The organism is Nitratireductor sp. L15S-10 (genome assembly GCF_045011005.1).
In the GTDB taxonomy this organism is placed as follows: Bacteria; Pseudomonadota; Alphaproteobacteria; order Rhizobiales; family Rhizobiaceae; genus Nitratireductor.
This window is the reverse complement of record NZ_CP120676.1, coordinates 200457-226604: the sequence shown is the minus strand read 5'-3', so window position 1 is coordinate 226604 and position 26148 is coordinate 200457. Positions and strand designations below refer to the sequence as shown.

At 64.8% G+C, this 26148-nt stretch carries 25 protein-coding genes; 10 read left to right on the top strand and 15 right to left on the bottom strand.

The window, feature by feature from the left end; genetic code table 11:
- Positions 1–40: 40 nt before the first annotated feature.
- Positions 41–1165: an extracellular solute-binding protein gene (locus P2W41_RS20420; protein ID WP_404935124.1), complete on the bottom strand. Its 1125-nt coding sequence runs from the start codon at positions 1163–1165 to the stop codon at positions 41–43.
- A 114-nt stretch (positions 1166–1279) separates the two neighbouring features.
- Positions 1280–2044 carry an IclR family transcriptional regulator gene (locus P2W41_RS20415; protein ID WP_404935123.1) on the bottom strand — a complete coding sequence of 255 codons (765 nt, stop codon included), beginning with the start codon at positions 2042–2044 and terminating at the stop codon, positions 1280–1282.
- 142 nt (positions 2045–2186) lie between these two features.
- Between P2W41_RS20415 and P2W41_RS20410 the strand changes: the two genes are divergently transcribed.
- The 9 genes from P2W41_RS20410 to P2W41_RS20370 all read left to right on the top strand — a co-directional run bounded on the left by P2W41_RS20410 (position 2187) and on the right by P2W41_RS20370 (position 11653).
- Positions 2187–2936, top strand: coding sequence for an SDR family oxidoreductase (locus tag P2W41_RS20410; protein ID WP_404935122.1), 750 nt, complete (start codon positions 2187–2189; stop codon positions 2934–2936).
- Between the two features lie 10 nt (positions 2937–2946).
- Complete coding sequence (locus tag P2W41_RS20405) at positions 2947–4521, top strand: sugar ABC transporter ATP-binding protein (RefSeq protein WP_404935121.1); 1575 nt, start codon at positions 2947–2949, stop codon at positions 4519–4521.
- Positions 4518–5525, top strand: a complete 1008-nt coding sequence (locus P2W41_RS20400) for an ABC transporter permease (RefSeq protein ID WP_007007278.1) — start codon at positions 4518–4520, stop codon at positions 5523–5525. The genes P2W41_RS20405 and P2W41_RS20400 overlap by 4 nt, the downstream gene beginning before the upstream one ends.
- A gap of 79 nt (positions 5526–5604) precedes the next feature.
- Positions 5605–6552 carry an ABC transporter substrate-binding protein gene (locus P2W41_RS20395; protein WP_404935120.1) on the top strand — a complete coding sequence of 316 codons (948 nt, stop codon included), beginning with the start codon at positions 5605–5607 and terminating at the stop codon, positions 6550–6552.
- A gap of 82 nt (positions 6553–6634) precedes the next feature.
- Positions 6635–7930: an L-fuconate dehydratase gene (locus P2W41_RS20390; protein WP_404935119.1), complete on the top strand. Its 1296-nt coding sequence runs from the start codon at positions 6635–6637 to the stop codon at positions 7928–7930.
- Positions 7927–8967, top strand: a complete 1041-nt coding sequence (locus P2W41_RS20385) for an aldo/keto reductase (protein ID WP_404935118.1) — start codon at positions 7927–7929, stop codon at positions 8965–8967. Before P2W41_RS20390 ends, P2W41_RS20385 begins: the two co-directional genes overlap by 4 nt.
- Positions 8967–9407: an RbsD/FucU family protein gene (locus P2W41_RS20380; RefSeq protein ID WP_404935117.1), complete on the top strand. Its 441-nt coding sequence runs from the start codon at positions 8967–8969 to the stop codon at positions 9405–9407. The genes P2W41_RS20385 and P2W41_RS20380 overlap by 1 nt, the downstream gene beginning before the upstream one ends.
- Before the next feature lie 2 nt (positions 9408–9409).
- Entirely contained in the window at positions 9410–10240 is an 831-nt protein-coding gene (locus tag P2W41_RS20375) for an amidohydrolase family protein (RefSeq protein ID WP_404935116.1), read from the top strand.
- Positions 10241–10435: 195 nt separating this feature from the next.
- Positions 10436–11653 carry a GTP-binding protein gene (locus P2W41_RS20370; RefSeq protein WP_404935115.1) on the top strand — a complete coding sequence of 406 codons (1218 nt, stop codon included), beginning with the start codon at positions 10436–10438 and terminating at the stop codon, positions 11651–11653.
- A gap of 28 nt (positions 11654–11681) precedes the next feature.
- Here the strand turns inward: P2W41_RS20370 and cobF are convergent, their stop codons facing one another.
- The 8 genes from cobF to cbiE are packed head-to-tail and all read right to left on the bottom strand — an operon-like array spanning position 11682 to position 18763.
- A complete protein-coding gene (gene cobF / locus P2W41_RS20365; protein ID WP_404935114.1) occupies positions 11682–12443 on the bottom strand; it encodes a precorrin-6A synthase (deacetylating) in 762 nt (253 codons plus the stop codon).
- Between the two features lie 2 nt (positions 12444–12445).
- Entirely contained in the window at positions 12446–13459 is a 1014-nt protein-coding gene (gene cobT, locus P2W41_RS20360) for a nicotinate-nucleotide--dimethylbenzimidazole phosphoribosyltransferase (protein ID WP_404935113.1), read from the bottom strand.
- 9 nt (positions 13460–13468) lie between these two features.
- Positions 13469–14221: an adenosylcobinamide-GDP ribazoletransferase gene (gene cobS / locus P2W41_RS20355; RefSeq protein ID WP_404935112.1), complete on the bottom strand. Its 753-nt coding sequence runs from the start codon at positions 14219–14221 to the stop codon at positions 13469–13471.
- Positions 14222–14225: 4 nt separating this feature from the next.
- A complete protein-coding gene (locus P2W41_RS20350; RefSeq protein ID WP_404935111.1) occupies positions 14226–15539 on the bottom strand; it encodes a cobyrinate a,c-diamide synthase in 1314 nt (437 codons plus the stop codon).
- Positions 15536–16312 (bottom strand): uroporphyrinogen-III C-methyltransferase, encoded by a 777-nt coding sequence (gene cobA, locus P2W41_RS20345; protein WP_404935110.1) that lies wholly within the window; start codon positions 16310–16312, stop codon positions 15536–15538. Before cobA ends, P2W41_RS20350 begins: the two co-directional genes overlap by 4 nt.
- Positions 16309–17073: a precorrin-4 C(11)-methyltransferase gene (gene cobM / locus P2W41_RS20340; RefSeq protein ID WP_404935109.1), complete on the bottom strand. Its 765-nt coding sequence runs from the start codon at positions 17071–17073 to the stop codon at positions 16309–16311. Before cobM ends, cobA begins: the two co-directional genes overlap by 4 nt.
- A complete protein-coding gene (locus tag P2W41_RS20335; RefSeq protein WP_404935108.1) occupies positions 17070–17474 on the bottom strand; it encodes a cobalamin biosynthesis protein in 405 nt (134 codons plus the stop codon). The genes cobM and P2W41_RS20335 overlap by 4 nt, the downstream gene beginning before the upstream one ends.
- Complete coding sequence (gene cbiE / locus P2W41_RS20330; protein ID WP_404935107.1) at positions 17453–18763, bottom strand: precorrin-6y C5,15-methyltransferase (decarboxylating) subunit CbiE; 1311 nt, start codon at positions 18761–18763, stop codon at positions 17453–17455. The genes P2W41_RS20335 and cbiE overlap by 22 nt, the downstream gene beginning before the upstream one ends.
- Between cbiE and P2W41_RS20325 the strand changes: the two genes are divergently transcribed.
- Positions 18762–19535 (top strand): cobalt-precorrin-6A reductase, encoded by a 774-nt coding sequence (locus P2W41_RS20325; protein ID WP_404935106.1) that lies wholly within the window; start codon positions 18762–18764, stop codon positions 19533–19535. The genes cbiE and P2W41_RS20325 overlap by 2 nt on opposite strands.
- Here the strand turns inward: P2W41_RS20325 and P2W41_RS20320 are convergent.
- Genes P2W41_RS20320 through cobN form a run of 5 tightly spaced genes read right to left on the bottom strand, consistent with a single transcriptional unit; the run spans position 19499 to position 26146 of the window.
- The gene (locus P2W41_RS20320; RefSeq protein WP_404935105.1) at positions 19499–20263 is read right to left on the bottom strand and encodes a precorrin-3B C(17)-methyltransferase; all 765 of its coding nucleotides are present in this window, start codon (positions 20261–20263) and stop codon (positions 19499–19501) included. The two genes, P2W41_RS20325 and P2W41_RS20320, sit on opposite strands and share 37 nt — an antisense overlap.
- Complete coding sequence (locus P2W41_RS20315; protein WP_404935104.1) at positions 20260–21000, bottom strand: precorrin-2 C(20)-methyltransferase; 741 nt, start codon at positions 20998–21000, stop codon at positions 20260–20262. Before P2W41_RS20315 ends, P2W41_RS20320 begins: the two co-directional genes overlap by 4 nt.
- Positions 20997–21629: a precorrin-8X methylmutase gene (locus tag P2W41_RS20310; protein ID WP_404935103.1), complete on the bottom strand. Its 633-nt coding sequence runs from the start codon at positions 21627–21629 to the stop codon at positions 20997–20999. Before P2W41_RS20310 ends, P2W41_RS20315 begins: the two co-directional genes overlap by 4 nt.
- On the bottom strand, positions 21630–22817 hold the full coding sequence (gene cobG, locus P2W41_RS20305) for a precorrin-3B synthase (RefSeq protein WP_404935102.1): 1188 nt from the start codon (positions 22815–22817) through the stop codon (positions 21630–21632).
- Entirely contained in the window at positions 22814–26146 is a 3333-nt protein-coding gene (gene cobN / locus P2W41_RS20300; RefSeq protein ID WP_404935101.1) for a cobaltochelatase subunit CobN, read from the bottom strand. The genes cobG and cobN overlap by 4 nt, the downstream gene beginning before the upstream one ends.
- Positions 26147–26148: the final 2 nt, after the last annotated feature.

Sequence of the window (26148 nt, the reverse complement as noted above, 5' to 3'; positions counted from 1 at the left end):
GGCGGATGAGGGGCCTGCGCCGTCAGTTCATCCAGTTTCCTCAGGCCGAAAGGAAGCGGTCCTGATATTCGTTGCGCTTGGCAACGAACCAGCTTTCCTGGATCGGCCACCACCACAGCTTGTCCAGCGCATCTTCCGGATAGGCGGCGGCGAAGAACGCCTTGGCGTCGTCAGACGTCATGTCGGCAGCGCCCACGGCGGTGGAGTTGATCGAGGTCGCATTGGTGTACATGGCGCCGGCTTCCGGCGTCAGGAACCAGTTGATGAAGGCATAAGCCTGGTCGAGGTTTTCCGCACCCTTCGGGATCGCCACGCCTTCCATCCACGCCAGCGCGCCTTCCTTCGGCGCGATGAAGCCGATGGGCAGGCCTTCCTTGGAAAGCGCTGCGGCGGTAGAATCCCAGGTCTGGCCGATGGCGCAGCCATTGACGCGGAAGGCCCCCTGCGCCTCGTTCTCGTTGGACCAGAACTGCGCGATGTTGGCCTTGCGGGCAATCGCCTCCTCGAGAATCACGTCATAGATCTTGACCATGTTCTCTTCGGACTTGAAGGCCTCGGCCATCGGCATGGGCAGCTTGCCCTCGCCTTCAAGCCACAGGCCCAGGCCAACGAGACCTGAATGGCCGCGCACGGTGGCCTTGCTCTTCATCTCCGGCTTCCAGATGTCGCCATAGGATGCGGTGCCATATTCGAGCGGCGCCTGATCCTTGTCGAAGGAAACGGCTTCCGTGCCCCAGTCGGTGGGCACCTGATAGCGCTTGCCATCGATCACCGCGCCAAGATTGGCGGAGTTTTTCCAGGCGCTCGGCAGACAGTTGTCGACGTTGACCTTGGCCTCGTCGATCGGCTGCACGAGCTCGAACTCGACATAGTTGGGCACGCGGTCGACCGTCGGCCAGATGATGTCGAACCCGCCGCCATTGTTGGCGCGGAGCTGGTTCAGAAGCTCGTCATTGGTGCCGTAGGGCGTGTAATTTGCCTTGATGCCAGTCTCTTTTTCGAAGGCCGCGAGCATCTCGTCGTTCAGATAACCGGCCCAGGCGAAGATGTTCACCGAACCGGAGGAACCCTGCGCGTAGCTGCGCGAAATAAAAGGCGCGGCAAGCGAAAGACCTGCCACCGAGGTAGCGCCCTTGATGAAACTGCGACGTTTGATGAAAGTCATGGATAGCACTCCCCTGAGTTTCTGCGTTGATATCGCAGGCGTTATTCCCACAATGTTACAGCGCGATGACCGGACAGCAACAAAAAACGCTCAAAACCTTGGAGATTCCAAATATCAGGAAATTGAAAGGCTTTCCGCCACTTCCTGCAAGGCAGAAAGTGCGGTCTCCACATCCGCTGCCTGCGTGTCTTCCAGTTGCTCGAAATAGGGACAGGTGAGCACCGCCATGGCATCGCCGGAGGGACCGAAGACCGGTACGGATATATCTCTCACACCGACAAGCTGAAGACTGTCACCGATGCGGTAGCCGCGTGTGCGCACATCTTCAAGAGATGGCTCGATGGCTGTCAGATGTCGCACCCGGTCAGCGCCGCCCCAGATTGCGAGGGTTTCGTTGCGCCGGTCGGGGCTCTGGAAGGCAAGCAGCGTCTGGCCGGAACCCGTGTTGAGCAGATCGAGCTGAGCGCCGGGGCGCAGCCGAAACTCCCAGTTGGCGGGGCTGCTCGCCTGTGCCACGACGATGGCGTAGCCGCGCTCCGGCGCCACGAGATGCACGGACTGGTGCGTCCTGCGCGCAAAGCCGTCCATCAGCGGCAGGGCACGGGCGGCAAGCCGGCGCAGCGGCGGATGCTGACTGCCGAGCATGAACAGCTTCATCGTCAGCGCGTAGCGGTCGCCCTCGATGGAACGGCTCACATAATCGCGCGCGACCAGACGCTCGAGCATGCGGTAGATCTCGCTTGGCCCCCGGCCCATTTCCTTGACGATCTCGGCGCGCGTCAGGCCGTTGGGCTGACGCGAAAGAAGTTCGAGAATATCGAGCCCCTTGTCCAGCGCAGGGGCGCGATAGCGCTCTTCCGTGGTCTTCCTGCTGTTCACCTGCTTGCCCTCCGACCCGGTGCATTGATGAGGAATCGCTTCCCTTGTCAACTTTGATATTGCAATGATCTTTCATATATGAATAGACTATTCGTATATAAACGATGATTGAGCTTCGGCTCAACAGGGAGGAGGTCATCGTATGCGACTTGAAGGAAAGCGGATTCTGATATCCGCCGCCGCTCAGGGTATCGGTCGTGCCAGCGCGCTTGCCTGCGCCGCCGAAGGGGCGTCGGTCATCGGCGTCGACATCAATGAAGAGGGCCTTGCCTCGCTGGCTGCGGAAAGCAGCGCCATCGAGACCCACCGCCTCGACGTGTGCGACCGCGCCGCCATCGATGCGCTGGCTTACAAAACCGGCAAGCTCGACGGGCTTTTCAATTGCGCCGGCTTCGTTCACCACGGAACGATCCTCGACGTGACAGAAAAGGACTGGGCGTTCAGCACAGACCTCAATGTCACCTCCATGTATCGCATGACGCAGGCTTTCCTGCCAGGCATGCTGGAGAGAGCTGGGGAGACCGGCAGCGTCTCCGTTCTCAACATGGCCTCCATGGCCTCTTCCATCAAAGGCTTCGTCAACCGGGCGGTCTATGGCGCGACCAAGGCGGCCGTGATCGGCCTGACGAAATCGGTCGCCGCCGATTTCGTGAAGCAGGGCGTGCGCTGCAACGCGCTTTGCCCCGGCACGGTGGATACCCCATCGCTGCGCGGTCGCATCGCCTCGGCCCCCGATCCGGTGCAGGCGGAAAAGGATTTCATCGCGCGCCAGCCCATGGGGCGGCTCGCCACGGTGGACGACATCACACCGATGGTGCTTTATCTCCTTTCGGATGAAAGCCGCTTTGTCACCGGGCAGGCGATGCTCGTCGATGGCGGCGTGACGATCTGAGGATCGCGCGATGGCAACGGCGTCCACGAGCATGACGACCGAAGCCGGCAAAAATGAAATCCGGCCGGTCGTTTCCATGCGCGGCATCGAAAAGCGCTTTCCCGGCGTGCATGCGCTCAGGGATGTGCGCTTCGAGCTCATGCCCGGTGAGGTCCACGCGCTGATGGGAGAGAATGGCGCGGGAAAGTCCACGCTGATGAAAATTCTCTCCGGCATCTACCCGAAGGATGAGGGCGAGGTGCTGGTCGACGGCCAGCCGGTCGAGATCGAGAGTCCGCGCGCGGCACAGGATCTGGGTATCAGCATCATTCATCAGGAACTGAGCCTGATGAATGATCTGACCGCGGCCCAGAACATCTTCATCGGCCGCGAGCCGCGCCTGCGTTTCGGCAGGCTGAACGAGACCGCGCTCAACCGCCAGACGGCGGAAATCTTCGCCTCCATGAACCTTAAGCTCGATCCGCGTGCACAGGTCGGCGGGCTGACAATTGCCAAGCAGCAGATGGTGGAGATCGCCAAGGCGCTCTCCTTCCATTCACGCGTGCTGATCATGGACGAGCCGACGGCGGCCCTGAACAATGCCGAGATCGAGGAACTGTTCGTCATCATCCGCCGGCTGAAGGCCGAAGGCGTCGGCATCATCTACATCTCGCACAAGATGGATGAGCTGAAGCGCGTCGCCGACCGCGTAACGGTCATGCGTGACGGGCAATATGTGGACACGGTCTCTGCCGCCGCCACACCGGTCAGCGAAATCATTTCCATGATGGTGGGGCGCGCGCTCACCGAAAGTGCGGTAGAGGTGCCGGACCTCGATGAAGCGCCTGTCGCGCTGGAAGTGAAGGGCCTCACGCGTGGGCGCGAAATCCGCAATGTCAGCTTCTCGGTGCGGCAGGGAGAGATCCTCGGCTTTGCCGGGTTGATGGGGGCGGGCCGCACGGAAGTCGCGCGGGCGATCTTCGGCGCCGATCCGCGTGAGGCGGGGGAGATCATCGTCAACGGCACACCGGTTGATATCCGCACGCCCGCCGATGCGGTCGCCGCCGGCATTGGCTACCTCTCCGAAGACCGCAAGCATTTCGGCCTTGCTGTGGGCATGGATGTCCGCGCCAATGTGGCCATGGCGAGCCTGGAGCGCTTTACCGGCAGGCTCGGCGCGCTCGACGAGGCGGGCATGCGCGATGCCGCGCGCGGCTATATCCAGCAGCTCGACATCCGCACCCCTTCCGACCGGCAGGAGGTGCGGCTGCTCTCCGGCGGGAACCAGCAGAAGGTGGTCATCGCCAAATGGCTTCTGCGCGACTGTGACATCCTGATCTTCGATGAGCCGACACGCGGCATCGATGTCGGCGCGAAGAGCGAAATCTACAAACTGTTGAATGCGCTGGCGGCGCAGGGACGGGCGATCATCGTGATCTCGTCCGAATTGCCGGAAGTGCTGCGGCTCAGCCATCGCATTGCCGTCATGTGCGAGGGGCGGCTGACAGGCATTCTGCCGGGAGGGGCGGAAACCAGCCAGGAAGACATCATGCGCCTTGCGACAGAACGCGAGAGCGCCATGGAACCGGTGGGAGGAGAAGAATGAGCACCGTGGAAGCCACTCCGCAGGCCGGCTTTGCCGCACGGCTTCTGCAGGCAGGCGCGCACCAGAAGCTGTTGGCCTTCATGAGCCTGATCATACTCCTGATCGGCTTTTCGCTGGCCTCGCCAAACTTCATGCAGACCTCGAACATCATCGCCATTCTGCAGGCGACCTCGGTGAACGGGGTTCTGGCCATTGCGGCCACGCTCGTCATCATCACCGGCGGCATCGACCTTTCGGTCGGCACGCTGATGACTTTTTGCGCGGTCATCGCGGGTGTCGTCCTCACCTATTGGGGCCTGCCGCTGCCGTTCGGCGTGCTTGCGGCCATCGGCGCCGGTGCGCTGTGCGGCCTCACCTCCGGCACCTTCGTCGCCAAGATGAAGATCCCGCCCTTCATCGCCACGCTCGGCATGATGCTGATGCTCAAAGGCCTGTCGCTCGTCATATCCGGCACGCGGCCGATCTATTTCAACGACACGCCGGGCTTTACCGAGATTTCGCGCGGGTCGCTGATCGGCGAGGTCATCCCCGCCCTGCCGATCCCCAATGGCGTGCTGATCCTGTTTCTCGTGGCCATCGCAGCCAGCTACATTCTGGGCCGCACCGTGCTCGGGCGCTACACTTTTGCATTGGGTTCCAACGAGGAATCGGTGCGCCTTTCCGGCGTCAACACGGATGCGTGGAAGATGGCGGTCTATGCGCTGGCCGGCGGCATATGCGGCATTGCCGGCCTGCTCATCGCCTCGCGCCTGAATTCCGCACAGCCCGCTCTCGGCCTCGGCTACGAGCTTGAGGCGATTGCCGCCGTCGTCATCGGCGGAACCTCGCTTGCCGGCGGGCGCGGCACGATCCTCGGCACGCTGATCGGCGCCTTGATCATGGCGGTTCTGGCCAATGGCCTGCGCATCCTCTCGGTGGCGCAGGAGTGGCAGACCGTGGTGACGGGCGCGATCATCATTCTCGCCGTCTATGCCGACATGATGCGCAAGCGGCGCATGGGGTGAGTTTCAACACGAAGAGGGCGGTGAACGCCCCGGGTTTCGACCAATAAGTGAGTGTGAGCAAGAAACCGGAGGAGGAAACATGTTCACGAGACGCGCAATGCTGGGCGCCATCAGCGCCGCAGCTCTCGTCGCAAGCGGTATGGCCGCTTCGGCGCAGGACAAGATGTATATCCCGCTGATCTCGAAAGGGTTCCAGCACCAGTTCTGGCAGGCCGTGAAAGCCGGTGCCGACAAGGCAGCCGAGGAGCTGGACGTGGAGGTCACCTTCGAGGGACCGGACAATGAAACCATGGTCGACCGCCAGATCGACATGCTGGCGGCGGCGCTTGCCAAGAAGCCGGCAGCACTCGGCTTCGCCGCGCTCGACAGCCAGGCGGCAATCCCGCTGCTGAAACAGGCGGATGAGGCGGGCATTCCCGTGATCGCTTTCGATTCCGGTGTCGACAGCGACATCCCGAAGGCGACCGCCTCAACCGACAATCTGGCCGCAGCCGCCCTTGCCGCAGACAAGATGGCAGAGCTGATCGGCGGAGCAGGGCAGGTTGCCGTGGTCGCCCACGACCAGACGAGCCGCACCGGCATCGACCGCCGCGACGGTTTCGTCAATCAGGTGAAGGAGAAATATCCGGACATCGAGATCGTCACCATTCAGTATGGCGGCGGCGATCACCTGCAGTCGACGGAGATCACCAAGTCCATCCTCCAGGCCAACCCGGATCTGAAGGGTATTTTCGGCACCAATGAAGGCTCCGCCATCGGCGTGGTCAACGGCGTGCGCGAGATGGATCGCTCCAATGTCGTGATCATCGGCTATGATTCCGGGGCGCAGCAGAAGGAAGCGATCCGCGAAGGTCTGATGGCCGGTGCGATCACGCAGAACCCGGTCGGCATCGGCTACGAAACGGTCAAGGCCGCCGTGGCCGCCGCCAAGGGCGAAGAGGTGCCGGCTTCCATCGATACCGGCTTCTACTATTACGACAAGACCAACATCGACGATCCGGAAATCGCAGCCGTTCTTTACGACTGATCCAGGATCGCCAATCGCTCCGGGGGCCTCCCCCGGAGCGCCATTCAAACAACGGATTTGACGACGGACCATGACTCGGACCATGACCAGGATCACCGGCCTGCGCACCGTGGATGTGCGCTTTCCCACCTCCGACCATCTGGATGGATCGGACGCCATGAATCCGGACCCGGACTATTCGGCGGCCTATGTGATCCTCGAAACCGATGGCGAGCACGAGGGTCACGGCCTGACCTTCACCATCGGGCGGGGCAACGACATCTGCTGCGCGGCCATCGAGGCGATGCGCCATCTGGTCGTCGGGCTCGACATGGACTGGGTGGCAGAGGACATGGGCCGCTTCTGGCGGCATGTCACCTCCGACAGCCAGTTGCGCTGGATCGGACCCGACAAGGGCGCGATCCATCTGGCAACAGGCGCGGTGGTCAACGCCGTCTGGGATCTGTGGGCAAAACTCGAGGGCAGGCCGGTGTGGCGGCTGGTGGCCGAAATGAGCCCCGAAGAGCTCGTGCGCTGCATCGACTTCCGCTACATCACCGATTGCATTACACCGGAAGAAGCGCTCGCCTTCCTGCGTGAAAGAGCGAAGGGCAAGGAAGAGCGCATCGCCACGCTCGAACGCGAGGGCTACCCCTGCTACACCACATCGGCCGGCTGGCTTGGCTATGACGATGAAAAGCTCCGCCGGCTGTGCCGCGAAGCGGTGGATGCCGGGTTCAAGCACATCAAGATGAAGGTTGGGCGGGATCTCGACGACGACATTCGCCGACTCACCATCGCCCGCGAAGTGGTCGGCCCGGACGTCAACCTCATGATCGACGCCAATCAGGTCTGGGAGGTCGATGAGGCCATCGAATGGGTGGTGAAACTCGCTTTCGCCAAACCCTGGTTCATCGAAGAGCCAACCAGTCCGGACGACATTGAAGGACATCGCAAGATCCGCGAAGGCGTTGCACCGGTCGAGGTTGCGACCGGCGAAATGTGCCAGAACCGCATCATCTTCAAACAGCTCATCATGCGTGGGGCCGTCGATGTGGTGCAGATCGATTCCTGCCGCCTGGGCGGTGTAAATGAAATTCTGGCCGTGATGCTGATGGCCGCGAAACATGGGTTGAAAGTCTGCCCGCATGCGGGTGGCGTGGGCCTTTGCGAGTATGTGCAGCATCTCTCCATGATCGACTATCTATGCATCGCCGGCACACGCGAGGGCCGCGTCATTGAATATGTCGACCATCTGCATGAGCATTTTGTCGAACCCTGCGTGATCCGCAACGCGGCCTATATGCCGCCGCAGGCACCGGGCTTCTCCATCGAGATGAAACCGGCATCGCTGGAGAAATACCGTTACCACCCGGCGCGGGATCAGGTGCCGGCATGAGGGCTTCGGATCCGGTTGCCCTGCGCGCCGGCACTGCTCAGCCGGTCATGCTCACGCGTATGGGATTTGGCGGCGCGCCTCTCGGCAATCTCTATCGCCGGGTCGAGGAAGCGGACGCGCAGGCGACCCTGCAGGCCGCCTTTGACGGCGGCATGCGCTATTTCGACACCGCACCGCAATATGGTCTCGGGCTTTCCGAACAGCGCTTCGGGCGGGCCATCAGACGCTTCGGGCGCGATGCGATCACGCTCTCGACCAAGGTCGGGCGGCTTCTGGAAGACTGCGGGCCCGACGCGGTGACACCCACCGCCTTTGTCGACACGCCCCAGAAGAGGATCGTCTACGACTACACCTATGATGGCGTGATGCGCAGCCATGAGGCCAGCCTCACGCGGCTGGGTGTGGAGCGTGTCGACATTCTTCTCGTGCACGATGTGGACGTTTTCACCCACGGCACTCAGGAGGCAAGCGACGCGAAGGTGCGCGAGCTTTTTGATGGTGGCGGCTATCGCGCGCTCTGCGAGCTGAAAGAGGCGGGGCAGGTGCGGGCCATCGGCGCCGGCGTCAATGAATGGCAGGTGTGCGAACGCCTGCTCGAGCTCGGCGATTTCGACGCTTTTCTCTTGGCCGGGCGCTACACGCTTCTGGAACAGGAAGCGCTCGACAGCTTCCTGCCGCTCTGCGTGAAGCGCGATGTCGGCATCATTCTGGGCGGACCCTACAATTCCGGCATTCTGGCGTCCGGGGCCATCGAGGGCGCGCGTTACAATTACGAGCCCGCGCCCGCAGACATCCTTGAAAGGGTGCGGCAGATCGAGGCCGTGTGCGCAGTGCACGGCGTGAAACTGATCGAGGCGGCTCTGCAATTCGTGATGGGGCACCCGGCGGTGCGCACCGTTATCCCCGGTGCGATGACACCGGAGGAAGTGGCGGCGAACATCGCGCTTTTTTCCCGTAATGTGCCCGTCGGGCTGTGGTCTGATCTCAAAAGCCAGAACCTGATCCGGCCCGATGCACCGACCCCGGAGGAAAACTGATGCTGCGTGGTATCGACCCCATTCTCTCACCCGATCTCCTGCGCATCCTGCGCGCCATGGGCCATGGCGACGAGATCGTCATTGCCGATGCAAACTTTCCCGGCGAGGCGAGCGCGCGCGATTTCGTGCGGCTCGACGGTATTTCCGCGCCGCGTGTGCTCGAAGCGGTTCTAAGCGTGATGCCGCTCGATTCCTTCGTCGACGATCCGGCGATCAGCATGCAGATGGTGGACGACCCGGATGGTGTGCCGCCTGTGGTGGCCGAGTTTCAGACAGTGATCGACCGGGTGGCGGACAACCCGGCGCAGATCAGGCCGCTGGAGCGCTTTGCATTCTATGACCGCGCGCGCGATGCCTTTGCCGTCATCCAGACGGGTGAGCGGCGCTTCTATGGCAATGTGATCCTGAAGAAAGGCGTCTTGCCGCAGGAGGACGCCTGACCATGCGCCGGATCGACGCCCACCAGCATTTCTGGAAGCCTTCGCGCGGCGACTATGGCTGGCTGACGCCGGAGCTTTCCAAGATCTACCGCGATTTCCTGCCCAAAGATCTCAGATCCCTCATGGAGGCTGAGGGGATTGACGGGACGGTGCTGGTGCAGGCAGCGCCCAGCGACGCGGAAACGGATTTCATGCTCTCGCTGGCCGACGAAAACGCCTTCATCAGGGGCGTTGTCGGCTGGGTGGATTTCGAAAGCCCGGACGCACCGAGGCGCATCGCGGAACTGGCTGCGCACGACAGGCTCAAGGGGCTGCGCCCCATGATTCAGGACATTCCCGACCCGGACTGGATGCTGCACCCGCAACGCGACGCGGCTTTTCGCGCGCTGATCGACCACGGGCTCGTCTTCGATGCGCTGGTGCTGCCACGCCACCTGAAAAACCTCGCCGTGCTGGTGGACCGCTATCCCGAGATGGCCGTGGTGATCGACCATTGCGCCAAGCCGGACATCGCATCGGGTGCATTCGAGGGGTGGGCCGAAGACATGGCGTCTCTTGCCATGCGCCAGCAGGTCTCGTGCAAATTGTCCGGCCTGGTGACCGAGGCAGGGAGAAGCTGGAACCGTGAAAAACTCCAGCCCTTTGCCGATCATGTGCTCGCGGTCTTCGGCCCGGAGCGTGTAATCTGGGGCAGCGACTGGCCGGTCTGCACGCTTGCCGCAAGCTATTCCGAATGGTGTGAAGCGACCGCTGCGCTGCTCCAGCGGTTTGATGCGGCGGACCGGAAGGCAATCCTCGGTGGCAATGCCGGGCGAATTTACGGGCTGACCTGATCTCGTTCAGGGCTTCCGCCGGTATCACGGCCCTGAGCCTTCCCACGCCAGTCGCCACGCCACGCTCGCCCTGAGCCGGGCATCCATGCCGTTGCGGTCAATTTTCCTCCTGCTGCGCTTTCGTCCCAGCTCGCCCACTTGCGCATTCAATGTGTTATGATATTACATACCATATATCAGCCAGAGGAGCCATTCATGCCCAACCCAGACAACCGCCTGCCGGTCACCGTTCTTTCCGGATTTCTGGGGGCGGGCAAGACGACGCTCCTGAACAATGTGCTCAACAACAGAGCGGGCCGCAGGGTGGCGGTGATCGTTAATGACATGTCGGAAGTGAACATCGATGCCGATCTGGTGCGCGAGGGTGGCGCGAACATTTCGCAGACAGACGAGAAACTGGTTGAGATGACCAATGGCTGCATCTGCTGCACGCTGCGCGACGATCTTCTGAAGGAGGTGCGGCGCCTGGCGGCAGAGGGACGGTTCGATTACCTGCTGATCGAATCCACGGGCGTTTCCGAGCCATTGCCGGTGGCCGCCACCTTTGAATTCCGCGATGAGCAGGGCATGAGCCTTTCCGATGTCGCACGTCTCGACACAATGGTGACGGTGGTCGACACGGTGAACCTGCTCGGAGACTACGCCAGCCATGATTTCCTGCGCGACCGGGGCGAGGTCGCGGGCGAGGGGGACGAGCGCACGCTTGTGGATCTTCTGGTCGATCAGATCGAGTTCGCCGATGTGGTGATCCTGAACAAGGTGAGCGATGCCGGCCCGGAGCGTCTCGATGCGGCGCGCAAGATCGTTACCGCACTCAATCCCGATGCGCAGATCATCGAGACCGACCATTCCCGCGTCGCGCCCGCGCGCATCTTCGACACGGGGCTTTTCGACTTCGAGGCGGCGCACCAGCACCCGCTCTGGGCCAAGGAGCTTTATGGCTTCGCCGATCATGTGCCGGAGACGGAGGAATATGGCGTTTCCTCCTTCGTCTACCGCGCGCGGCGGCCCTTCCATCCGCAGAAAGTGCACGCGGTGCTGAATGCGCCGTTGCCGGGCGTGATCCGCGCCAAGGGGCATTTCTGGGTGGCGACGCGGCCGGACTGGGTGGCGGAGTTCAGCCTCGCCGGGGCCTTGTCCAGCGTTAAGCCGCTTGGCACCTGGTGGGCGGCTGTGCCGCGCGAGCGTTGGCCCAACCACCCGGAAGCGAAAGCCTTCATGGACCGCTACTGGAGCGAACCCTATGGGGACCGGCGGCAGGAGCTGGTCTTTATCGGCTCCGGCATGGACCGCGAACGCATCACCGCAGCGCTGGATGCGGCACTGGTGGGAAGCGCGACGCGGTTTGATCCCGCAGAATTCCGTGCGCTGGCGGACCCGTTCCCACGCTGGCAGCGGGCACAGGCCGCCTGAGGCGAGGGCGAGATGGCGTGCGCCAACCCTAACCCCGCAGCCGCAGGAGATAGGTATCCATGATCCAGCCCTTGTCTTCCCGCGCCCTGGCGCGCGTCTCCACAATCTGCCCGGCAACATCCCCAAGCAGCCCACTAATCAGAAGCTCGTTCGGCGTGCCGAGATACGCACCCCAGAAAATCTCGTAGGCATCGCCATCGAGCGTGCGGAAGGCGCAATCGCCGTCGAGCATGACGAGAAGCGTGTCGGCGTTGGGCGGAAAGCCCTCCGCCTTCAGCCGCCTTCCGGTGGTGATCAGCACCGAACCGCCAATCCTGTTGACCGGCATATGGTGGCTGGCTGCGAGCGCCTGAATGCTGGTGATGCCCGGCACCACCTCCAGCGCGACCGCAAGCTCGGTTTCCCGGCGCATGTGCTCGATGATGCGCAGCGTGCTGTCATAGAGCGAAGGATCGCCCCAGACGAGAAAGGCCGCATGGCCCGTCTCGCCCGTGTGCGCCGCAAGCAGATCGCCATAGGCGCGGGCAATGGCCATGTGCCAGTCGTCCACGCCCCGGCGATAGCTCGGATTGGCCGCGTCGCGCACCGGCAGATCGAACTCCACGATCCGCGTCTGCCGGTTTTCCAGAAACCGCTCGCAGATGACCCGGCGCAGATCGGCCAGATCCTCTTTCGCTTCGCCTTTGCGGGGGATGAGGATCACGTCGGCCCGGTTCAGCGCGTTGATGCCCTGCACCGTCATATGTTCGGGATTGCCGGTGCCAATGCCGATGAGCGAAAGCGCGCGCATGATCAGCCGTCCGAAACGCCGGCTTCGGCAAAGGTCGCCATGCCGTTGTGGCAGGCAAGCGCGCCGCGCAGAATGTTGATCGCAAGGCATGCGCCGGACCCTTCGCCGAGCCGCATGTCGAGATCGAGCAGCGGCCTGAGGCTGAGTTCGGCAAGCAGTTTGCGGTGGCCGGGCTCGGCGGAAACATGGCCGGCAATGGCGTGCGCCAGACCGTCTTCGCCAAGACGCGCGAGCGGCGCGACCGCCGCGCCACACACGAAACCGTCGAGCAGGAGGGGAATGCGCTTTTGCCGCGCGGCAAGGGCAGCGCCGAACATGGCGGCAAGCTCGCGCCCGCCGACACGGCGCAGCGCCTCCAGCGGATCGGAAAGCGCCTCGCCATGGCACGCAAGCGCGGCATCCACGGCCTCGGCCTTGCGCGAAAGGCCGGCATCGTCGACGCCCGTGCCGCGCCCGACCCAATCCGCGCCCCCGCCACCGAAAAGGGCTGCGGCAAGTGCCGCTGCGGCGGTGGTATTGCCGATGCCCATTTCCCCGAGTGCGATGAGATCGGCTCCTTCCGGCACCGCATCGAAACCGGTCTGGACGGCCTTCAGAAAATCCGTTTCATCCATGGCCGGCGCTTCCGTGAAGTCCGCCGTGGGGCGCTCGATCTCCAGCGGCGTGACGGTGAGGCTGGCGCCGGCCTGCTTTGCCAGCTGATTGATCGCCGCGCCGCCAGCAGAGAAATTCGCCACCATCTGCGCCGTCACCTCGGCCGGGAAGGCCGAGACACGGCGTGCGGTCACGCCATGAGAGCCCGCAAAAATCAGCACATGAACCCGGTCGAGCGCGGGCTTTTCGCGCCCCTGCCAGCGGGCAAGCAGGATGGCCGCTTCTTCCAGCCGGCCAAGGCTGCCGGGTGGTTTGGTGAGCACGGCCTGGCGGGCGATTGCAGCCTGGGCGGCGTTTTCGTCACCTGAAGGCCGGTTGTTACAAGCGGTGCGCAGATCGTCGATCGAGGGAAAGCGGGTCATGGAAATCCTTCAGGTGAAATGGGCAACGGCGGCGAGAAGCAGAACAGTTTCGACAAGCTGCTGCAGCGCGCCGAGCACATCGCCCGTCTGCCCGCCGATTTGTTTTTCGGCGAGCCATTTGATGAAAAAGAGCGCCGCCGCCAGAAGCAGCACGGCAATGAGCGCAAAGCCGGGACCGGGAACAAGAAGCAGAACGCCACCAATCGCCAGCGCGCCAAGAACGGGGCCGTTCGACGGTTGCCCGGCGCCCGCCGAAAGCCCGTTTTCGCGTGCGGGCGGCGAAAGGCGCATCAGCGCGGGCATGAGCGCGCGCGAGACTGCGTGGGCGATCAGCAATGCGGGAATGGCGGCAAGGCCGAGCGCCACGAGCGCCGACCAGCGCAGGAGAAACGAGAGGATCAGCGCGGCGACACCATAGGAGCCGATGCGGCTGTCTTTCATGATGGCGAGCTTCTTTTCGCGTGTCGATCCGCCGCCGAAACCATCGGCCACATCGGCCAGCCCATCTTCATGCAGTCCGCCGGTCAGAAGCACGCCCACCGCGAGCGCGAGAGCGGCGGCGATGGTGGCCGGCAGGCCCAGCATGATGACACCCGTCAAAGCGGCGCTGCACACCGCACCAACGACAAGACCGGCCAGCGGTGCCGCCCATTGTGCATTGGCAAAACCATGCGCGGGCATCTCGAACGCGGGCAGCGGAAGGCGCGTGTAGAAGCCGAGGCAGGCTGCGATGTCGCGGAAGGCGTCGCGGGGTCCGACCATCCTATCAGCTCCGCGCGATTGCATGGAAATAGGTACCCGACACATGTCCGCGCCGCGCGCCGGAGGGGCCGAGCGCACGGCCCTGCCCATCCGCGAGCATGGCGAGCGGCGCATCGCTGCCCGGTTCCACCAGCCGCGAATAATGGAACTCATGACCACGGATCGTCTCGCCCTTGCTGCCGATGGCGCAGTCGGCCATGAGCGTGGCCTGCCGATAGCCGAGATTCATCTTGCGCTTCGCATAGCTCGTCACGTGAGAAAGCAGACCCAGCATGGTGTGGCGAACGCCCTCGGCATCCTCGAGCGCCTTGCCCAGAACCATGAAACCACCGCACTCGCCGTGAATGGGCCTGGTCTCCGCGAAAGCATTCATCGAAGCGCGGAAATTCTCCGCCGTAGCAATCCGCCCCGCGTGAAGTTCGGGATACCCACCCGGCAGCCAGCAGGCGTCGGCGCTTTTCGCCGGGCCTTCATCGGCGAGCGGCGAGAAGGGCAGAAGCTCCGCCCCTGCTTCGCGCCAGTGCCGGGCGAGATGCGGATAGACGAAGCTGAAGGCGGCGTCCTGCGCGATGGCGATGCGTTGCCCCGGCGGCGGCAGAAGCCGCGCCGCATCGCCCGCCTGCATGGAGAGCGGCACGGCGGCCTTCATCACGGCGTCGAGGTCGATGGCCTCTTCCATCACATCGGCAAGGCGCTCGATGAAGGCTTCGAGTGCGGCATGTTCGCTCGCTTGCACAAGGCCCAGATGCCGCTCCGGCAGCGCCATGTCCGGATTGCGGTAGACCGCGCCCAGCACCGGAATGCCGATGGCCTCGATGGCCTCGCGCGCCATCGCTTCATGGCGCGGGCTGGCCACCTGATTGAGCACCACGCCAGCAATCCGCACTTTCGGGTCGTAGGCGGCGAACCCCTTTGCCAGCGCAGCAGCCGTCTGCGACTGGCCGGATACGTCGAGAATGACAAGACAGGGCACATCATAAAGCCGCGCAATGTCAGCCGCAGCGCCGGATCGTCCCGGCTCCGAAACGATGCCATCGAACAGGCCCATGGCGCTTTCGATCAAAAGCATGTCGGCGTCTTCGCTCTGCCGGCTTCCAAGATGCTCGAGCAGATCCGGGTGCATGGCCCAGCTGTCCAGATTGACCCCGGGATGCCCCGTCGCCGCCTGATGAAAGCCAGGATCGATATAGTCGGGGCCGGATTTCACGCCCCGCACGGCAAGACCGCGCCTCCTGAGCGCGCGCATCAGGCCGATGGTGACGCTGGTCTTGCCCGAGCCCGAACGGGCCGCGCCGATGATGATCGCCCGCGCCGTCATGATAGCGCCTCGCGCAGCGCCACGATGCCGCCGATGACGATGATGGAAGGGGAGCCGAAGCCCTGTTCCTCGGCCTGCGAAACAAGGGACGAGAGCGTTGTGGTGAGGATGCGCTCATCCGGCTTGGTCGCATTCATGATGAGGGCGGCCGCCGTGTCGCCCGCCATGCCGCCGGAGGTGAGTGCGTCCACGATCAAAGCGAGCTTGTGCATGCCCATATAGATGACGATGGGTTGGCCGGTTTTCGCCAGCGCCGCCCAGTCGAGATCGTCCGGCGTGCCGGCGGCGTGGCCGGTGGCGAAAATCACGGCCTTGTTCACCCCGCGCATGGTGGCGGGGATGCCCGCATCGGCAAGTGCGCCCACCGCCGAGGTGATGCCCGGCAGAAAGCGGAAGGGAATGCCGGCAAGCGCCAGCACCAGCGCTTCCTCGCCGCCACGGCCAAACATGTTCGGGTCGCCGCCTTTCAGGCGCAGAACCCTGCGCCCCGCCTCGGCCTCTTTCACCAGAAGGCGGTTGATTTCATCCTGGCTGGTGGAAGGCTGACCGGCGCGTTTGCCGACGAAAATGTGCCGGGCTTCCGGCGCAGCCTTCAGGATCTCCGGGTCCACCAGCGCGTCATAGATCACCACATCCGCCGCATCGAGCGCAGCCAGAACACCGAGTGTCAGGCAGCCAAAGCCACCGGGACCCGCACCCGCAAGCCACACATGGCCCGGCTCGAACGGCGCTGGTTCAAAAGGCAGGCGGTCGAGCGCTTCAGCCAAACTCATAACCCCTCCCGCCCGCGAAACCGGCGCTGATAATCGGCGCTGTAGAGCGCGCTTTCGCGAAAATCCTCCGCGCCCAGCCCCGGCCCGACGAGTATGAGCGCCGTGCGCTCGATGGGATCTTTCGCCATCTCCGCTTCGATGGTGGAAAGCGTGCCACGCAGAATGCGCTCATCCGCCCAGCTAGCGCGAGCAACGATTGCGACCGGGCAGTCGGAGCCGTAATGCGGGGTCAGCTCCGCCACCACCCGGTCCAGCGCGTGAATGGCGAGATGGATGGCGAGCGTCGTGCCGGTGGCCGCGAAATTGGCGAGCGTTTCACCCTCCGGCATTTTCGAGGCGCGGCCGGAAATGCGGGTCAGGACGAGGCTCTGCGCCACTTCCGGAATGGTCAGCTCGCGTCCCAGCGCCGCCGCAGCCGCCGAGAAGGAAGGCACGCCCGGCGTCAGCGTGTAATCAATGCCGAGTGCGGCAAGACGGCGGAGCTGTTCGGCAACCGCGCTCCAGACCGAAAGATCGCCCGAATGCAGCCGGGCAATGTCCTCGCCCGCTTCATGGGCGCGGATATATTCCGCTTCGATCTCTTCCAGCGACATGGGCGCGGTGTTGACGATGCGCGCGCCCCGCGGACAGTGCGCGAGCAGTTCTTCCGGCACCAGCGAACCGGCATAAAGGCAGACCGGGCAGCGCGCAATCAGATCGCGGCCGCGAACGGTGATGAGGTCGGCAGCGCCCGGTCCGGCGCCAATGAAATGAACGGTCATGATTGTCTTCCGGTGGTGGCGATGGCGCAGGTCACGCCGTCTAGTGTGAGCCTCGGCCCGAGAAGCCGGGCGGCTGGGCCGCAGACGGCCAGCGCCGCCGCCTCCGAGGCCGATGGCAGGCGAGTGGCGGAGAGCGCGTGTTCCGAGCGGGTCAGGCAGTGCGTCGCCGCCGCCTGCAGTGCAGCGTCATCGGCAATGACAAGCGGCAGACCGAGCGCGGTTGCGGCATCCGTCAGGCCGGGCTCGTCCCGTTTCCGGGGCACGGTCGCCAACGCATCGAGCCTGTCCTGTGCGATGTCATGCTTTGCCAGAGCAGCGTCGAGCGCGGCAAGAACCGCCTCGCTTGTAACGCCTTTTCTGGCTCCAAACCCGGCGCAGATCATGGTTTCCTCCAGCGCCATTGAAGCACCGGCATGGCCGGGCGCAGCGCCGTCATGCCGCCAACGGGGGCGGCGCGCGCGATGGCGATCTCAATCAGCTCTCCGCCGTGCCGTCCATGGCAGTCGATCAGAAGCGCCTGCGTTTCGAGCGTCACCCCGTTTGCGACAAGGCGGCCCCCGGTTCCAAGAGCGGCAATCGCCGCCTCCATCAGCCCCGGCACGGTCGCCCCGCCACCGATGAAAACCACGTCGGGTGCGGCAAGGCCCGCGAGCGCGGCGGGAGCTTTCCCCTCGACCACGGTGAGCTGCGGCACGCCCATGCGCTCCGCGTTGCGGGCAATGCGCGCCGCGCGCTCTCCGTCCGCCTCGATGGCGATGGCGCTGAGCGATGGGTGCTGCCGCAGCCACTCGATGGAAATGGAGCCTGAACCCGCTCCGATGTCCCAGAGCCGTTCGCCGCGTTTCGGGGCAAGCGCCGACAGGGTGACGGCTCGCACCTCCGATTTGGTGATCTGCCCGTCATGCTCGAAAAGCCCGTCTTCAAGCCCGCTTCCAAGCGGCAGGATGCGTGCATCCTCATCCGCCGCCACCTCGATTGCGACCACGTTCAGATCGTCAAAACCGTCTGCGGAAAGCGCGGCAGCCATACCGCTGATCTGCTTTTCGCGCGGTCCCCCCAGCGCTTCCAGCACGTGAAAGCGCGAGGGGCCAAACCCCTCTTTGGTGATCAGCTCTGCAATCGCAGCCGGAGCCGTGCCATCGGATGTGAGCGCAAGAATGCGCGCGCCGGGATGGAGCAGCGGGCGTATCAGCGCAATGGGCCTGCCATGCAGCGAAACCGTCTCGACCGATTGCAGCGGCCAGCCAAGCCGGGCAGCAGCAAGCGCGAAGGAAGACGGGGCGGAAAAAACACGCATCTCATCCGCCGGGATGCGCCGCGTCAGCGTCGCACCAACACCGAAGTGAAACGGATCGCCCGAAGCGAGAACGCAGACCTTCTTGCCTCTCAGCGCTTCGATCTCATCGAGCGCCTTGGCGAAAGGGGAGGGCCATGGACGCGGCTCACCGGAAATCTGGTCTGCCGCCAGTTCGAGGTGCCGCGCACCACCGAACACGATCTCCGCATCGGCAATCGCGCGGCGTGCTTCCTCACCGAGCCCGGCCGTACCGTCCTCGCCGATCCCAACGATGGCAAGCCAGCGCCTTGAGGTTTCCGCCTGACTGCAAAATGCGCTCTTTGTCTGATTTTCCGCATTTGTGCCGACGTCAGGCGATTCCGCCTGACTGCAAAATGCTCTAGAAGACGTCATGGCAAAGCAGACCCTTCTCATTCTCGGTGGAACAGGCGAAGCACGGCGGCTCGCGGAGCGGCTCTGCGCGCGCAGCGCGCTGCGTGTCATCACCTCGCTTGCCGGGCGCACAAGCGCGCCGGAAGCCTTGCAGGGCGAGGTGCGTGTGGGCGGTTTCGGCGGCGCTGAGGGGCTTGCGCGTTATCTTAAGGACGAAGGCATCGACCTGATGGTGGACGCCACGCATCCTTTCGCCGCGCGCATGGCGCGCAATGCGGCGGAAGCGGCCCACCTGACCGGCGTGCCGCTCATCACGCTCATGCGCCCCGCCTGGCAGCCGGTCGCCGGTGACAACTGGCAAACAGCGTCCGGCATGGCCGAGGCGGCAACGCTTCTCGGCCCTGAGCCCCGACGCGTCTTTCTGGCCATTGGCCGGCAGGAAGTTCAGATGTTTCGCGCGGCGGCGCAGCATCATTATCTGGTGCGCAGCGTGGAACCGGTGGAGCCCGCCCACCTGCCGGCGAATGCCCAATGCATTCTGGCGCGCGGTCCGTTCTCCGAAGACGATGAAATCGCGCTGCTCACCGAGCATCGCATCGACATCGTGGTCGCCAAGAACAGCGGCGGTGCCGCGACCTATGGCAAGATTGCGGCCGCCCGCAGGCTCGGCCTGCCGGTGATCATGATCGACCGACCAAAGCCGACTGGCGCAGCCGTCGTGGCCGACATCGAAGATGCGATGGGCGCGATCGATGCTCATCTGGCGGCTCCCGTCGCCGAGCGCGGCGCATAGACCAGCGGCGGTTTGCCGGGGCGCTCGATCAGGCGTGTTTCTGGCGAACCGATGATGACGCAGGTGGCCATATCGGCCATCTCGCCACGCGCCTCGTTGAGCGGAACAATCGCCATGCGTTCGTCGGGCCGGCCTGCGGCGCGGCCGAACACGACCGGCGTGGACGCCGGCAGAATACCGCTCAACAGTTCAAAGGCGCGGCCAAGCTGCCAGGGCCGGGCGCGGCTGATCGGATTGTAGAGCGCGATCACGAAGCCCGCACCGGCGGCCGCAGCCAGCCGGGTTTCGATGAGTTCCCAGGGTTTCAGATTGTCGGACAGGGATATGGCGCAGAAATCATGGCCGAGCGGCGCACCCACGCGGGCGGCCACGGCCAGCATGGCCGTCAGCCCCGGCACGATCTCCAGATCGAGCGCGCGCCATTCCTGCGGCCCATGCTCGATGGCCTCGCACACGGCCGCCGCCATGGCGAAAACACCTGCATCCCCGCCCGAAACCACGGCCACATGCCTGCCTTCGGCGGCCATGGTGAGCGCCGCCTTCGCGCGGGCAAGCTCTTCCCGGTTGTCGGAGGCGTGGCGGGTCTGGCCATCGTTCAGTTCGAGCCGGTCGAGATAGGGACCGTAGCCAAAGAAATCGCTTGCGGCCGCAATGGCCACGCGCGCTTCCGGTGTCGTCTGCTCCGGGTTTCCGGGGCCGGTGCCGATGACGACGAGACGCCCGCTCATGCCACCGCCTCGCCGGGCTTTGCCTGCCAGCCCGGTCCGAGCACGAGCGAGAAATAGGGGGCCTCATCGTCCGGCTTGTCGGCGAGCGGCGTCATGCCTGTGTTGTCCATCGTGCCGCGTTCCACATAGACCGCGCCGACGAGCCTGCCGGCGCGAGCCAGCGCCCGGCGGATTTTCGGCAGATTGCGCCCCACCTTCATGATGACGAAGGCTTCCGTGTCGCTCACGCGGCGCACAAGCTCGTCTTCATCGAGCGTTCCGGGCAGGACCATCATGATGTCATCGCCCTGAACGATGGCGATGCCCGCCTGCGACCAGCAACCCGACATGGCGGTGATGCCCGGGATCACTTCGGTCGGATGCTGCGCGGCAAGCCGCACATGCAGATGCATGTAGGAGCCGTAGAACAGCGGATCGCCCTCGCTCAAAACGGCAACCGTGCGGCCCGCTTTCAAATGCGCTTCCACCGCCCGCGCCGAAGCTTCGTAAAAGCCGGTGATGGCCGCGATATAGCGCGGGTCGGTCTTGTCGATCTCGGTGGTGACGGGATATTCGAGCGGCAGTTCCTCGATGCCTTCCGGCAACAGCCCCTCGACCGTGCGGCGGGCATTGCCCCGGCGTCCGCGCTTTGCGAAATACGCCACCACGTCCGCCCGCTCCAGCGCCTTCAGCGCCTTGACGGTGATGAGTTCGGGATCGCCGGGTCCGGTGCCGACGCCAATCAGGGTTCCGCTCACAGGCCCGCCCTCGCCAAAGCGTTGATGGCCGCTGCCGTCATGGCGCTGCCGCCCATGCGGCCGCGCACGATGGCGAAGGGAATGCCAAGCCCGCTCTCGGCGAGCGCTGCCTTGGATTCCATCGCGCCAACGAAACCGACCGGCATGCCAATGATGGTGGCGGGTTTCGGCGCACCGGCGCGCAGCATGTCGAGCAGGTAGAAGAGTGCTGTCGGCGCATTGCCGATGGCCACCACCGCGCCTTCCATGTGCTCACGCCACAGCTCCAGCGCGGCGGCGGAACGCGTATTGCCAAGCTTTTGTGCAAGTTCCGGCGTGCGTGCATCGCGCAAGGTGCAGATCACATCGTTTTCGGCGGGCAGCCGCGTGCGGGTCACGCCGCGCGCCACCATCTCCGCATCGCACAGGATCGGCGCACCGGCTTTCAGCGCCGCGCGGCCCGCCGCCACAAACCCTTCGGAAAAGACGAAATGTTCCGCCGCCTCGACAAGCCCGCAGGCGTGGATCATACGGATTGCCACATCGGCCTCTTCCACACTGAAACGCGCGAGGTCGGCCTCGGCGCGGATGATCGCGAACGACTTTTCATAGATGGCATTGCCGTCGCGTATGTACTCGGTTTCTTGCATTCAGCCTGACTTTCGAAGAAGGGCGGCGCGCAGCGTCTCGCCGCGCTCGATGAGGAAGGTGCGAAGGCGTCCGGAAGGCTTTGCGCCAACGCAGGAAAGGGTGCAGCAACCCTCGACCGCGATCAGGTTCACCACCGGCCCGGCGGGCTGGGCGCATCCCTTTTCGCAGGCCGAAAGGTGAAGGCGGAACGAGCCATCGGGCAGACCCGCCGCAGCCGCCTCGGCGGCAAGCGCCTTGGCGTCGAAGCGCGCCGAAGCGCAGGCGGGTGCGCCGGCGCAGGCGGCGATGAAAAGGCGGGGATCATCGCCTTGCGTGACGAAGCCCAGAGCGTGCGCTGCCTGAAACACCTCTTCGTGACGGGCTCCGTCGAGACCGGTCAGCAACAGGCCGCTGCGCGGCGCAAGGCGAACTTCCCGTGCGTCGGGTGCGGCCTCGCAGAGCGCCACAAGCGCATCTGCTGCGACCTGGCCGAAGGGCAAGGCGATGCCCAGCGCACTCCCGCCATCTTTCAGCGCAAACCGGCCAACCGGCGCGCTGTCAACCCGTGCGGGATGTTGCACGGCTGGCTCAAGCCCGGCTCGGAGCGCATCCTTCTGCGCCTGTGCGAAATCGCGTGCGCGTCCGCCGCTCTCGGCCAGCAGATCGAGAATGGTGAGCGCCGCAGTACCGATCGTTTGTTCGTCACCTGAGCCCAGCCATTGCGCGGTCGCGCCATTGCCGCCAATGCCGATCAGCCATTGCCCGTCATCAGCCATGATGAGCTTTATGTCGGCGCTGATCGCATCGAGATGCAACGCTCCGCTGCAATCGACCGTGACAGACACTTTTGGCGCGAGGGATGGGCCAAGACCATGTGCAGCAACATACGCGTTAATGCGCTTTGCGAGCGGAGGAGGAGGGGCAAGCGGTGGGGTCTCAACCGCAAAGCCATCCACAGCTCCAAGCTCCAGCGCATTGATTTCCGTGGCAAACAGAGGGGCGCTCTCAGCGGTCAATCCACGTATCTGCAATTTGCCACGCGCGGTCACTTCCAGAATGCCGTTGCCGTGGCGACCCGCCGCTTTTGCGATGCCCGCCAGCTTCTCAGGCGTCAGTGCGCCATGGGCCGGTGCAATCCGCGCGAGCAGCCCGTCGCCGGTTTCCATGGGAGCGGAGAGTGTGGGGCATGCGCCGCGCCGCATCGTCATGCCGTCGCCTCCGCAAGAAGTGCGGCCAGATCGGCATCGACGGAATTGCGGCGCGGGTGCCAGAGGCCGCGCCGGCGGGCGGCGCGAAACCGTTCCGCCATGGCATGCGCGGCAGCGGGATTTTCCGCCAGAAGAAAATCGCGCACCCGTTCATCGCCGAGATAAGCGTCGAACACGGCATCGATCAGGCTGCCTGAAACCGCATCCGTGGTTTCAGCGAAGCCGATCAGCCGGTCCACCGTTTCCGTCAGTTCCGCAGCACCACGCGGGCCATGGCGCAACTGTCCTTCGATGAAGCGTGGATTGACGGCGCGGGCACGCACGGTGCGCGCAATGGCCTGCGCCAGCGAGCGGGCCCGCGGGCGCTCCGGGTCGGTCGTGTCGAGCACTACAAGATCGGCCTTGCCGCCCAGCGCTTCCACCGCCGCCGCGAACCCGCCGATGAAGGCCACATCCGCCGAACCTTCGAGAACGTCGCGCCCGGCATCGTCGCCGGTGTGGATGAGCATGTCGGCATCCGCCACCTGCCGTGCAAACGCGCCGTCTTCCCGCCGGCCTTCGCCCTCAGCGCCGCCGAAGGCAAAGGCACCGGCGGCGAGATAGGCTACGCCCAGCTCGGCGCGCTCCTGCCAGTCTCCACGCGCCAGCTTTTCTTCCGGCCCCGCGCCATAGGTGCCGGGAGCGGAGCCGAAAATACGCGCCGGCGCTTTGCCGGCTTTTCGGGCGGCGCTCGCAAGCGGGTTTTCGCTGTCGTCCTCATCGCGCGCGGCCACGGCGGTAACCGCCGTATCGAGAAGCGCGATCTGGGTGGGGAACATATCGCGAAACAGGCCGGAAATACGCCACGTCACATCGATGCGCGGGCGGCCAAGGCTGGCCGGCGGCAAAACTTCGATGCCCGTCACACGGCCCGTCGCCTGATCCCATTGCGGCCGGCAGCCCATCAGCGCCAGCCCCTGAGCGACCTCCTCGCCGCCGGTGCGCAGGCTGGCGCTGCCCCAGAGGTCGATCACCAGCGAGCGCGGCCAGTCGCCATGCTCCTGTAGATAGCCGCGCACAGCTTCATCCGCCGCCATTTTGCCAAGCGCGGTTGCGGTTGGCGTGGGAAGCGTGCGCGGATCGGCGGTGAAGATGTTGCGGCCCGTCGGCAAAACATCGGTGCGCCCGCGCGCCGGCGCGCCGGAGGGGCCGGGCGCGATGTGCCGGCCATCGAGCGCTGCCAGAAGCGCACGCTTTTCGCTTTCCGCGCAGGCGCGGCGTTCGGGCGCTTCGTCCATGCCGCTGCCCCGGCCATAGATGTGCAGCCCGTCCTTGATGGCGAAATCTTTCAGATCACAGAGCCAGGCGTCGATCTGCATCAGCGCCGCATCCGTATCGCCCGTGTCCTCAACCCCGGCATCACGGGTCAGGCCGGTGCGCTCGGCGGTTTCCACGATCAGCCGCGCCAGCCGGTCGCGGCGGCGGCGGTCCAGACCGTCGGCCTGCGCATATTCGTCCACCAGCCGTTCCAGCTCCTGCTGGTCCTGCGAAAGCCCGGCACCCGCCAGTGGCGGCGTGAGATGCCCGAGCGTCACCGCGCCAATGCGGCGCTTGGCCTGTGCGGCTTCGCCCGGATTGCTGACGATGAAGGGATAGACCACCGGCAGCGCGCCTGCCACGATCTCCGGAAAACAGGTTTCCGTCAGCGCCACGGTCTTGCCCGGCAGCCATTCCAGCGTGCCATGCGCACCCACATGGATCAGCGCATGGGCATCGAGCCCCTCCCGCATCCAGTGGCCGAAGGCGACGAGCGCATGGCGCGGCGCAAGGGTCGGGTCGTGATAGTCCACGCGTCGGTCCGCCGAGCGCCCCCGGTCCGGCGCAAGCGCCACGGTGACATTGCCGAACCGTGCCGCGCGAAACGGAAAGACGCCATCCTCCGCATCGTCTTCGGCCGGTCCCCATGTGGCGATCAGCTTCTCGCGCGCCTCTTCGGGCAGTGCATCGAAAGCGGCACGATAGTCTTCCAGCGAAAGCGCTTCCGAAACCTGTTCAAGCCGCTGCATCAGCGCGCGGGGTGTCTCCGGAACGCCGGAAACCGTATACCCCGCCGCACCAAGGTCGTGCAGCATGGCGAGCACGCTCGACGGTACGTCCAGCCCCACCGCATAGCCGGTGCGGCCGGGCGCGCTCGGATAATCCGGGATCAGGATGACGACGCGGCGCTCGGCCTTTGGTGTGCGGGCAAGCTTCAGATGCGCGGCGATCCTCGCCGCCACCTGCCGGATGCGTGCGGGTTCTGGCCGGTTGCGCTGAACGCCGAAGGAAAGCCCTTCATCCAGCGTCGCCTCATCCTTGAAGGAAATCGCGCCGGCCATCAGACGGCCATCGAGTTCTGGCAGCACCACATGCATGGCGAGGTCGGCGGGTGCCAGACCGCGCTGGCCTTCCTGCCACGCTTCGCGCCGCGTGGTGGCGGTGACCACCTGAAAAACCGGCACGCCAAACCGGTCGAACAGTGTTTTTTCGCCGGGTTCCGCACCGCTGGAAAAGGCCGTTGCGGTGATGAGCGCCTGCGGCTTCAACGTCTCCACGGCGTCGCGCACGAAACCGGCGGCAACCGGGTCGCGCAGGCTGGAAACAAAGATCGGGACGGCGCAAAGACCCTGTTCCTCAAGCGCCTCCACCAGCGCGTCGATGGGCGCGACATCGCTGGCAAGCAGCATGGAGCGATAAAAGAGGATCGGAACGATTGCCCTGCCGGGCAGCGTGGCGAAAAAACCGGCCTCCACAATGCCATGGCCCGGCGCATAGAAGCCGGCTTTGGCCACCGGTTCGGCTTCCGGCGTGTCGATCTCCCGCCCCGCAAGGCGCGCCATCTGCATGGTCAGCGCGCGCATATTGTCCGGCCCGCCCTCGCGGAAGCAGGCGAGCAGCGCCGCGCGCGCTTCCGGCGAAACAGTGGAGCGCTCGGCAAGGCGCGGGTCGTCCTGATGGCATTCGCCGGGCAGCAATGCCAGCGCAATGCCCTTTTGCCGGGCCAGCGCGGAAAGCCGGTCGCAGCCATAGCGCCACCACTCATAGCCCCCCAGAACCCGCACCAGAATGGTGCGGGCATGCGCTGCCGTGTTGTCGACCCACAGATCGACCGACATGGGGTGTCTGAGATCGCGCAGCGCGGCAAGGCGCAGCGAGGGCAGGGCCTCGCGCCCGGCCTGCCATGCAGAGGCGATCCCCGCCAGATCGCTGTCGGTGAACGACAGCGCCACCATATCCGCCGGCGATTGTTGCAGATCGACAGGCTCGATCAGATCGTCGAGTGAGGCGGTGGTGGTGGCGAGGATGTGCATCG

Bases quoted from the DNA above. Each gene is read 5' to 3' on its own strand.
- P2W41_RS20420 (WP_404935124.1), bottom strand. From the start codon at position 1,165: ATGACTTTCATCAAACGTCGCAGTTTCATCAAGGGCGCTACCTCGGTG.
- P2W41_RS20410 (WP_404935122.1), top strand. From the start codon at position 2,187: ATGCGACTTGAAGGAAAGCGGATTCTGATATCCGCCGCCGCTCAGGGT.
- P2W41_RS20405 (WP_404935121.1), top strand. From the start codon at position 2,947: ATGGCAACGGCGTCCACGAGCATGACGACCGAAGCCGGCAAAAATGAA.
- P2W41_RS20400 (WP_007007278.1), top strand. From the start codon at position 4,518: ATGAGCACCGTGGAAGCCACTCCGCAGGCCGGCTTTGCCGCACGGCTT.
- P2W41_RS20395 (WP_404935120.1), top strand. From the start codon at position 5,605: ATGTTCACGAGACGCGCAATGCTGGGCGCCATCAGCGCCGCAGCTCTC.
- P2W41_RS20390 (WP_404935119.1), top strand. From the start codon at position 6,635: ATGACCAGGATCACCGGCCTGCGCACCGTGGATGTGCGCTTTCCCACC.
- P2W41_RS20385 (WP_404935118.1), top strand. From the start codon at position 7,927: ATGAGGGCTTCGGATCCGGTTGCCCTGCGCGCCGGCACTGCTCAGCCG.
- P2W41_RS20380 (WP_404935117.1), top strand. From the start codon at position 8,967: ATGCTGCGTGGTATCGACCCCATTCTCTCACCCGATCTCCTGCGCATC.
- P2W41_RS20375 (WP_404935116.1), top strand. From the start codon at position 9,410: ATGCGCCGGATCGACGCCCACCAGCATTTCTGGAAGCCTTCGCGCGGC.
- P2W41_RS20370 (WP_404935115.1), top strand. From the start codon at position 10,436: ATGCCCAACCCAGACAACCGCCTGCCGGTCACCGTTCTTTCCGGATTT.
- cobF (WP_404935114.1), bottom strand. From the start codon at position 12,443: ATGCGCGCGCTTTCGCTCATCGGCATTGGCACCGGCAATCCCGAACAT.
- cobT (WP_404935113.1), bottom strand. From the start codon at position 13,459: ATGACCCGCTTTCCCTCGATCGACGATCTGCGCACCGCTTGTAACAAC.
- cobS (WP_404935112.1), bottom strand. From the start codon at position 14,221: ATGGTCGGACCCCGCGACGCCTTCCGCGACATCGCAGCCTGCCTCGGC.
- P2W41_RS20350 (WP_404935111.1), bottom strand. From the start codon at position 15,539: ATGACGGCGCGGGCGATCATCATCGGCGCGGCCCGTTCGGGCTCGGGC.
- cobA (WP_404935110.1), bottom strand. From the start codon at position 16,312: ATGAGTTTGGCTGAAGCGCTCGACCGCCTGCCTTTTGAACCAGCGCCG.
- cobM (WP_404935109.1), bottom strand. From the start codon at position 17,073: ATGACCGTTCATTTCATTGGCGCCGGACCGGGCGCTGCCGACCTCATC.
- P2W41_RS20335 (WP_404935108.1), bottom strand. From the start codon at position 17,474: ATGGCGCTGGAGGAAACCATGATCTGCGCCGGGTTTGGAGCCAGAAAA.
- P2W41_RS20325 (WP_404935106.1), top strand. From the start codon at position 18,762: ATGGCAAAGCAGACCCTTCTCATTCTCGGTGGAACAGGCGAAGCACGG.
- cbiE (WP_404935107.1), bottom strand. From the start codon at position 18,763: ATGACGTCTTCTAGAGCATTTTGCAGTCAGGCGGAATCGCCTGACGTC.
- P2W41_RS20320 (WP_404935105.1), bottom strand. From the start codon at position 20,263: ATGAGCGGGCGTCTCGTCGTCATCGGCACCGGCCCCGGAAACCCGGAG.
- P2W41_RS20310 (WP_404935103.1), bottom strand. From the start codon at position 21,629: ATGCAAGAAACCGAGTACATACGCGACGGCAATGCCATCTATGAAAAG.
- cobG (WP_404935102.1), bottom strand. From the start codon at position 22,817: ATGACGATGCGGCGCGGCGCATGCCCCACACTCTCCGCTCCCATGGAA.
- cobN (WP_404935101.1), bottom strand. From the start codon at position 26,146: ATGCACATCCTCGCCACCACCACCGCCTCACTCGACGATCTGATCGAG.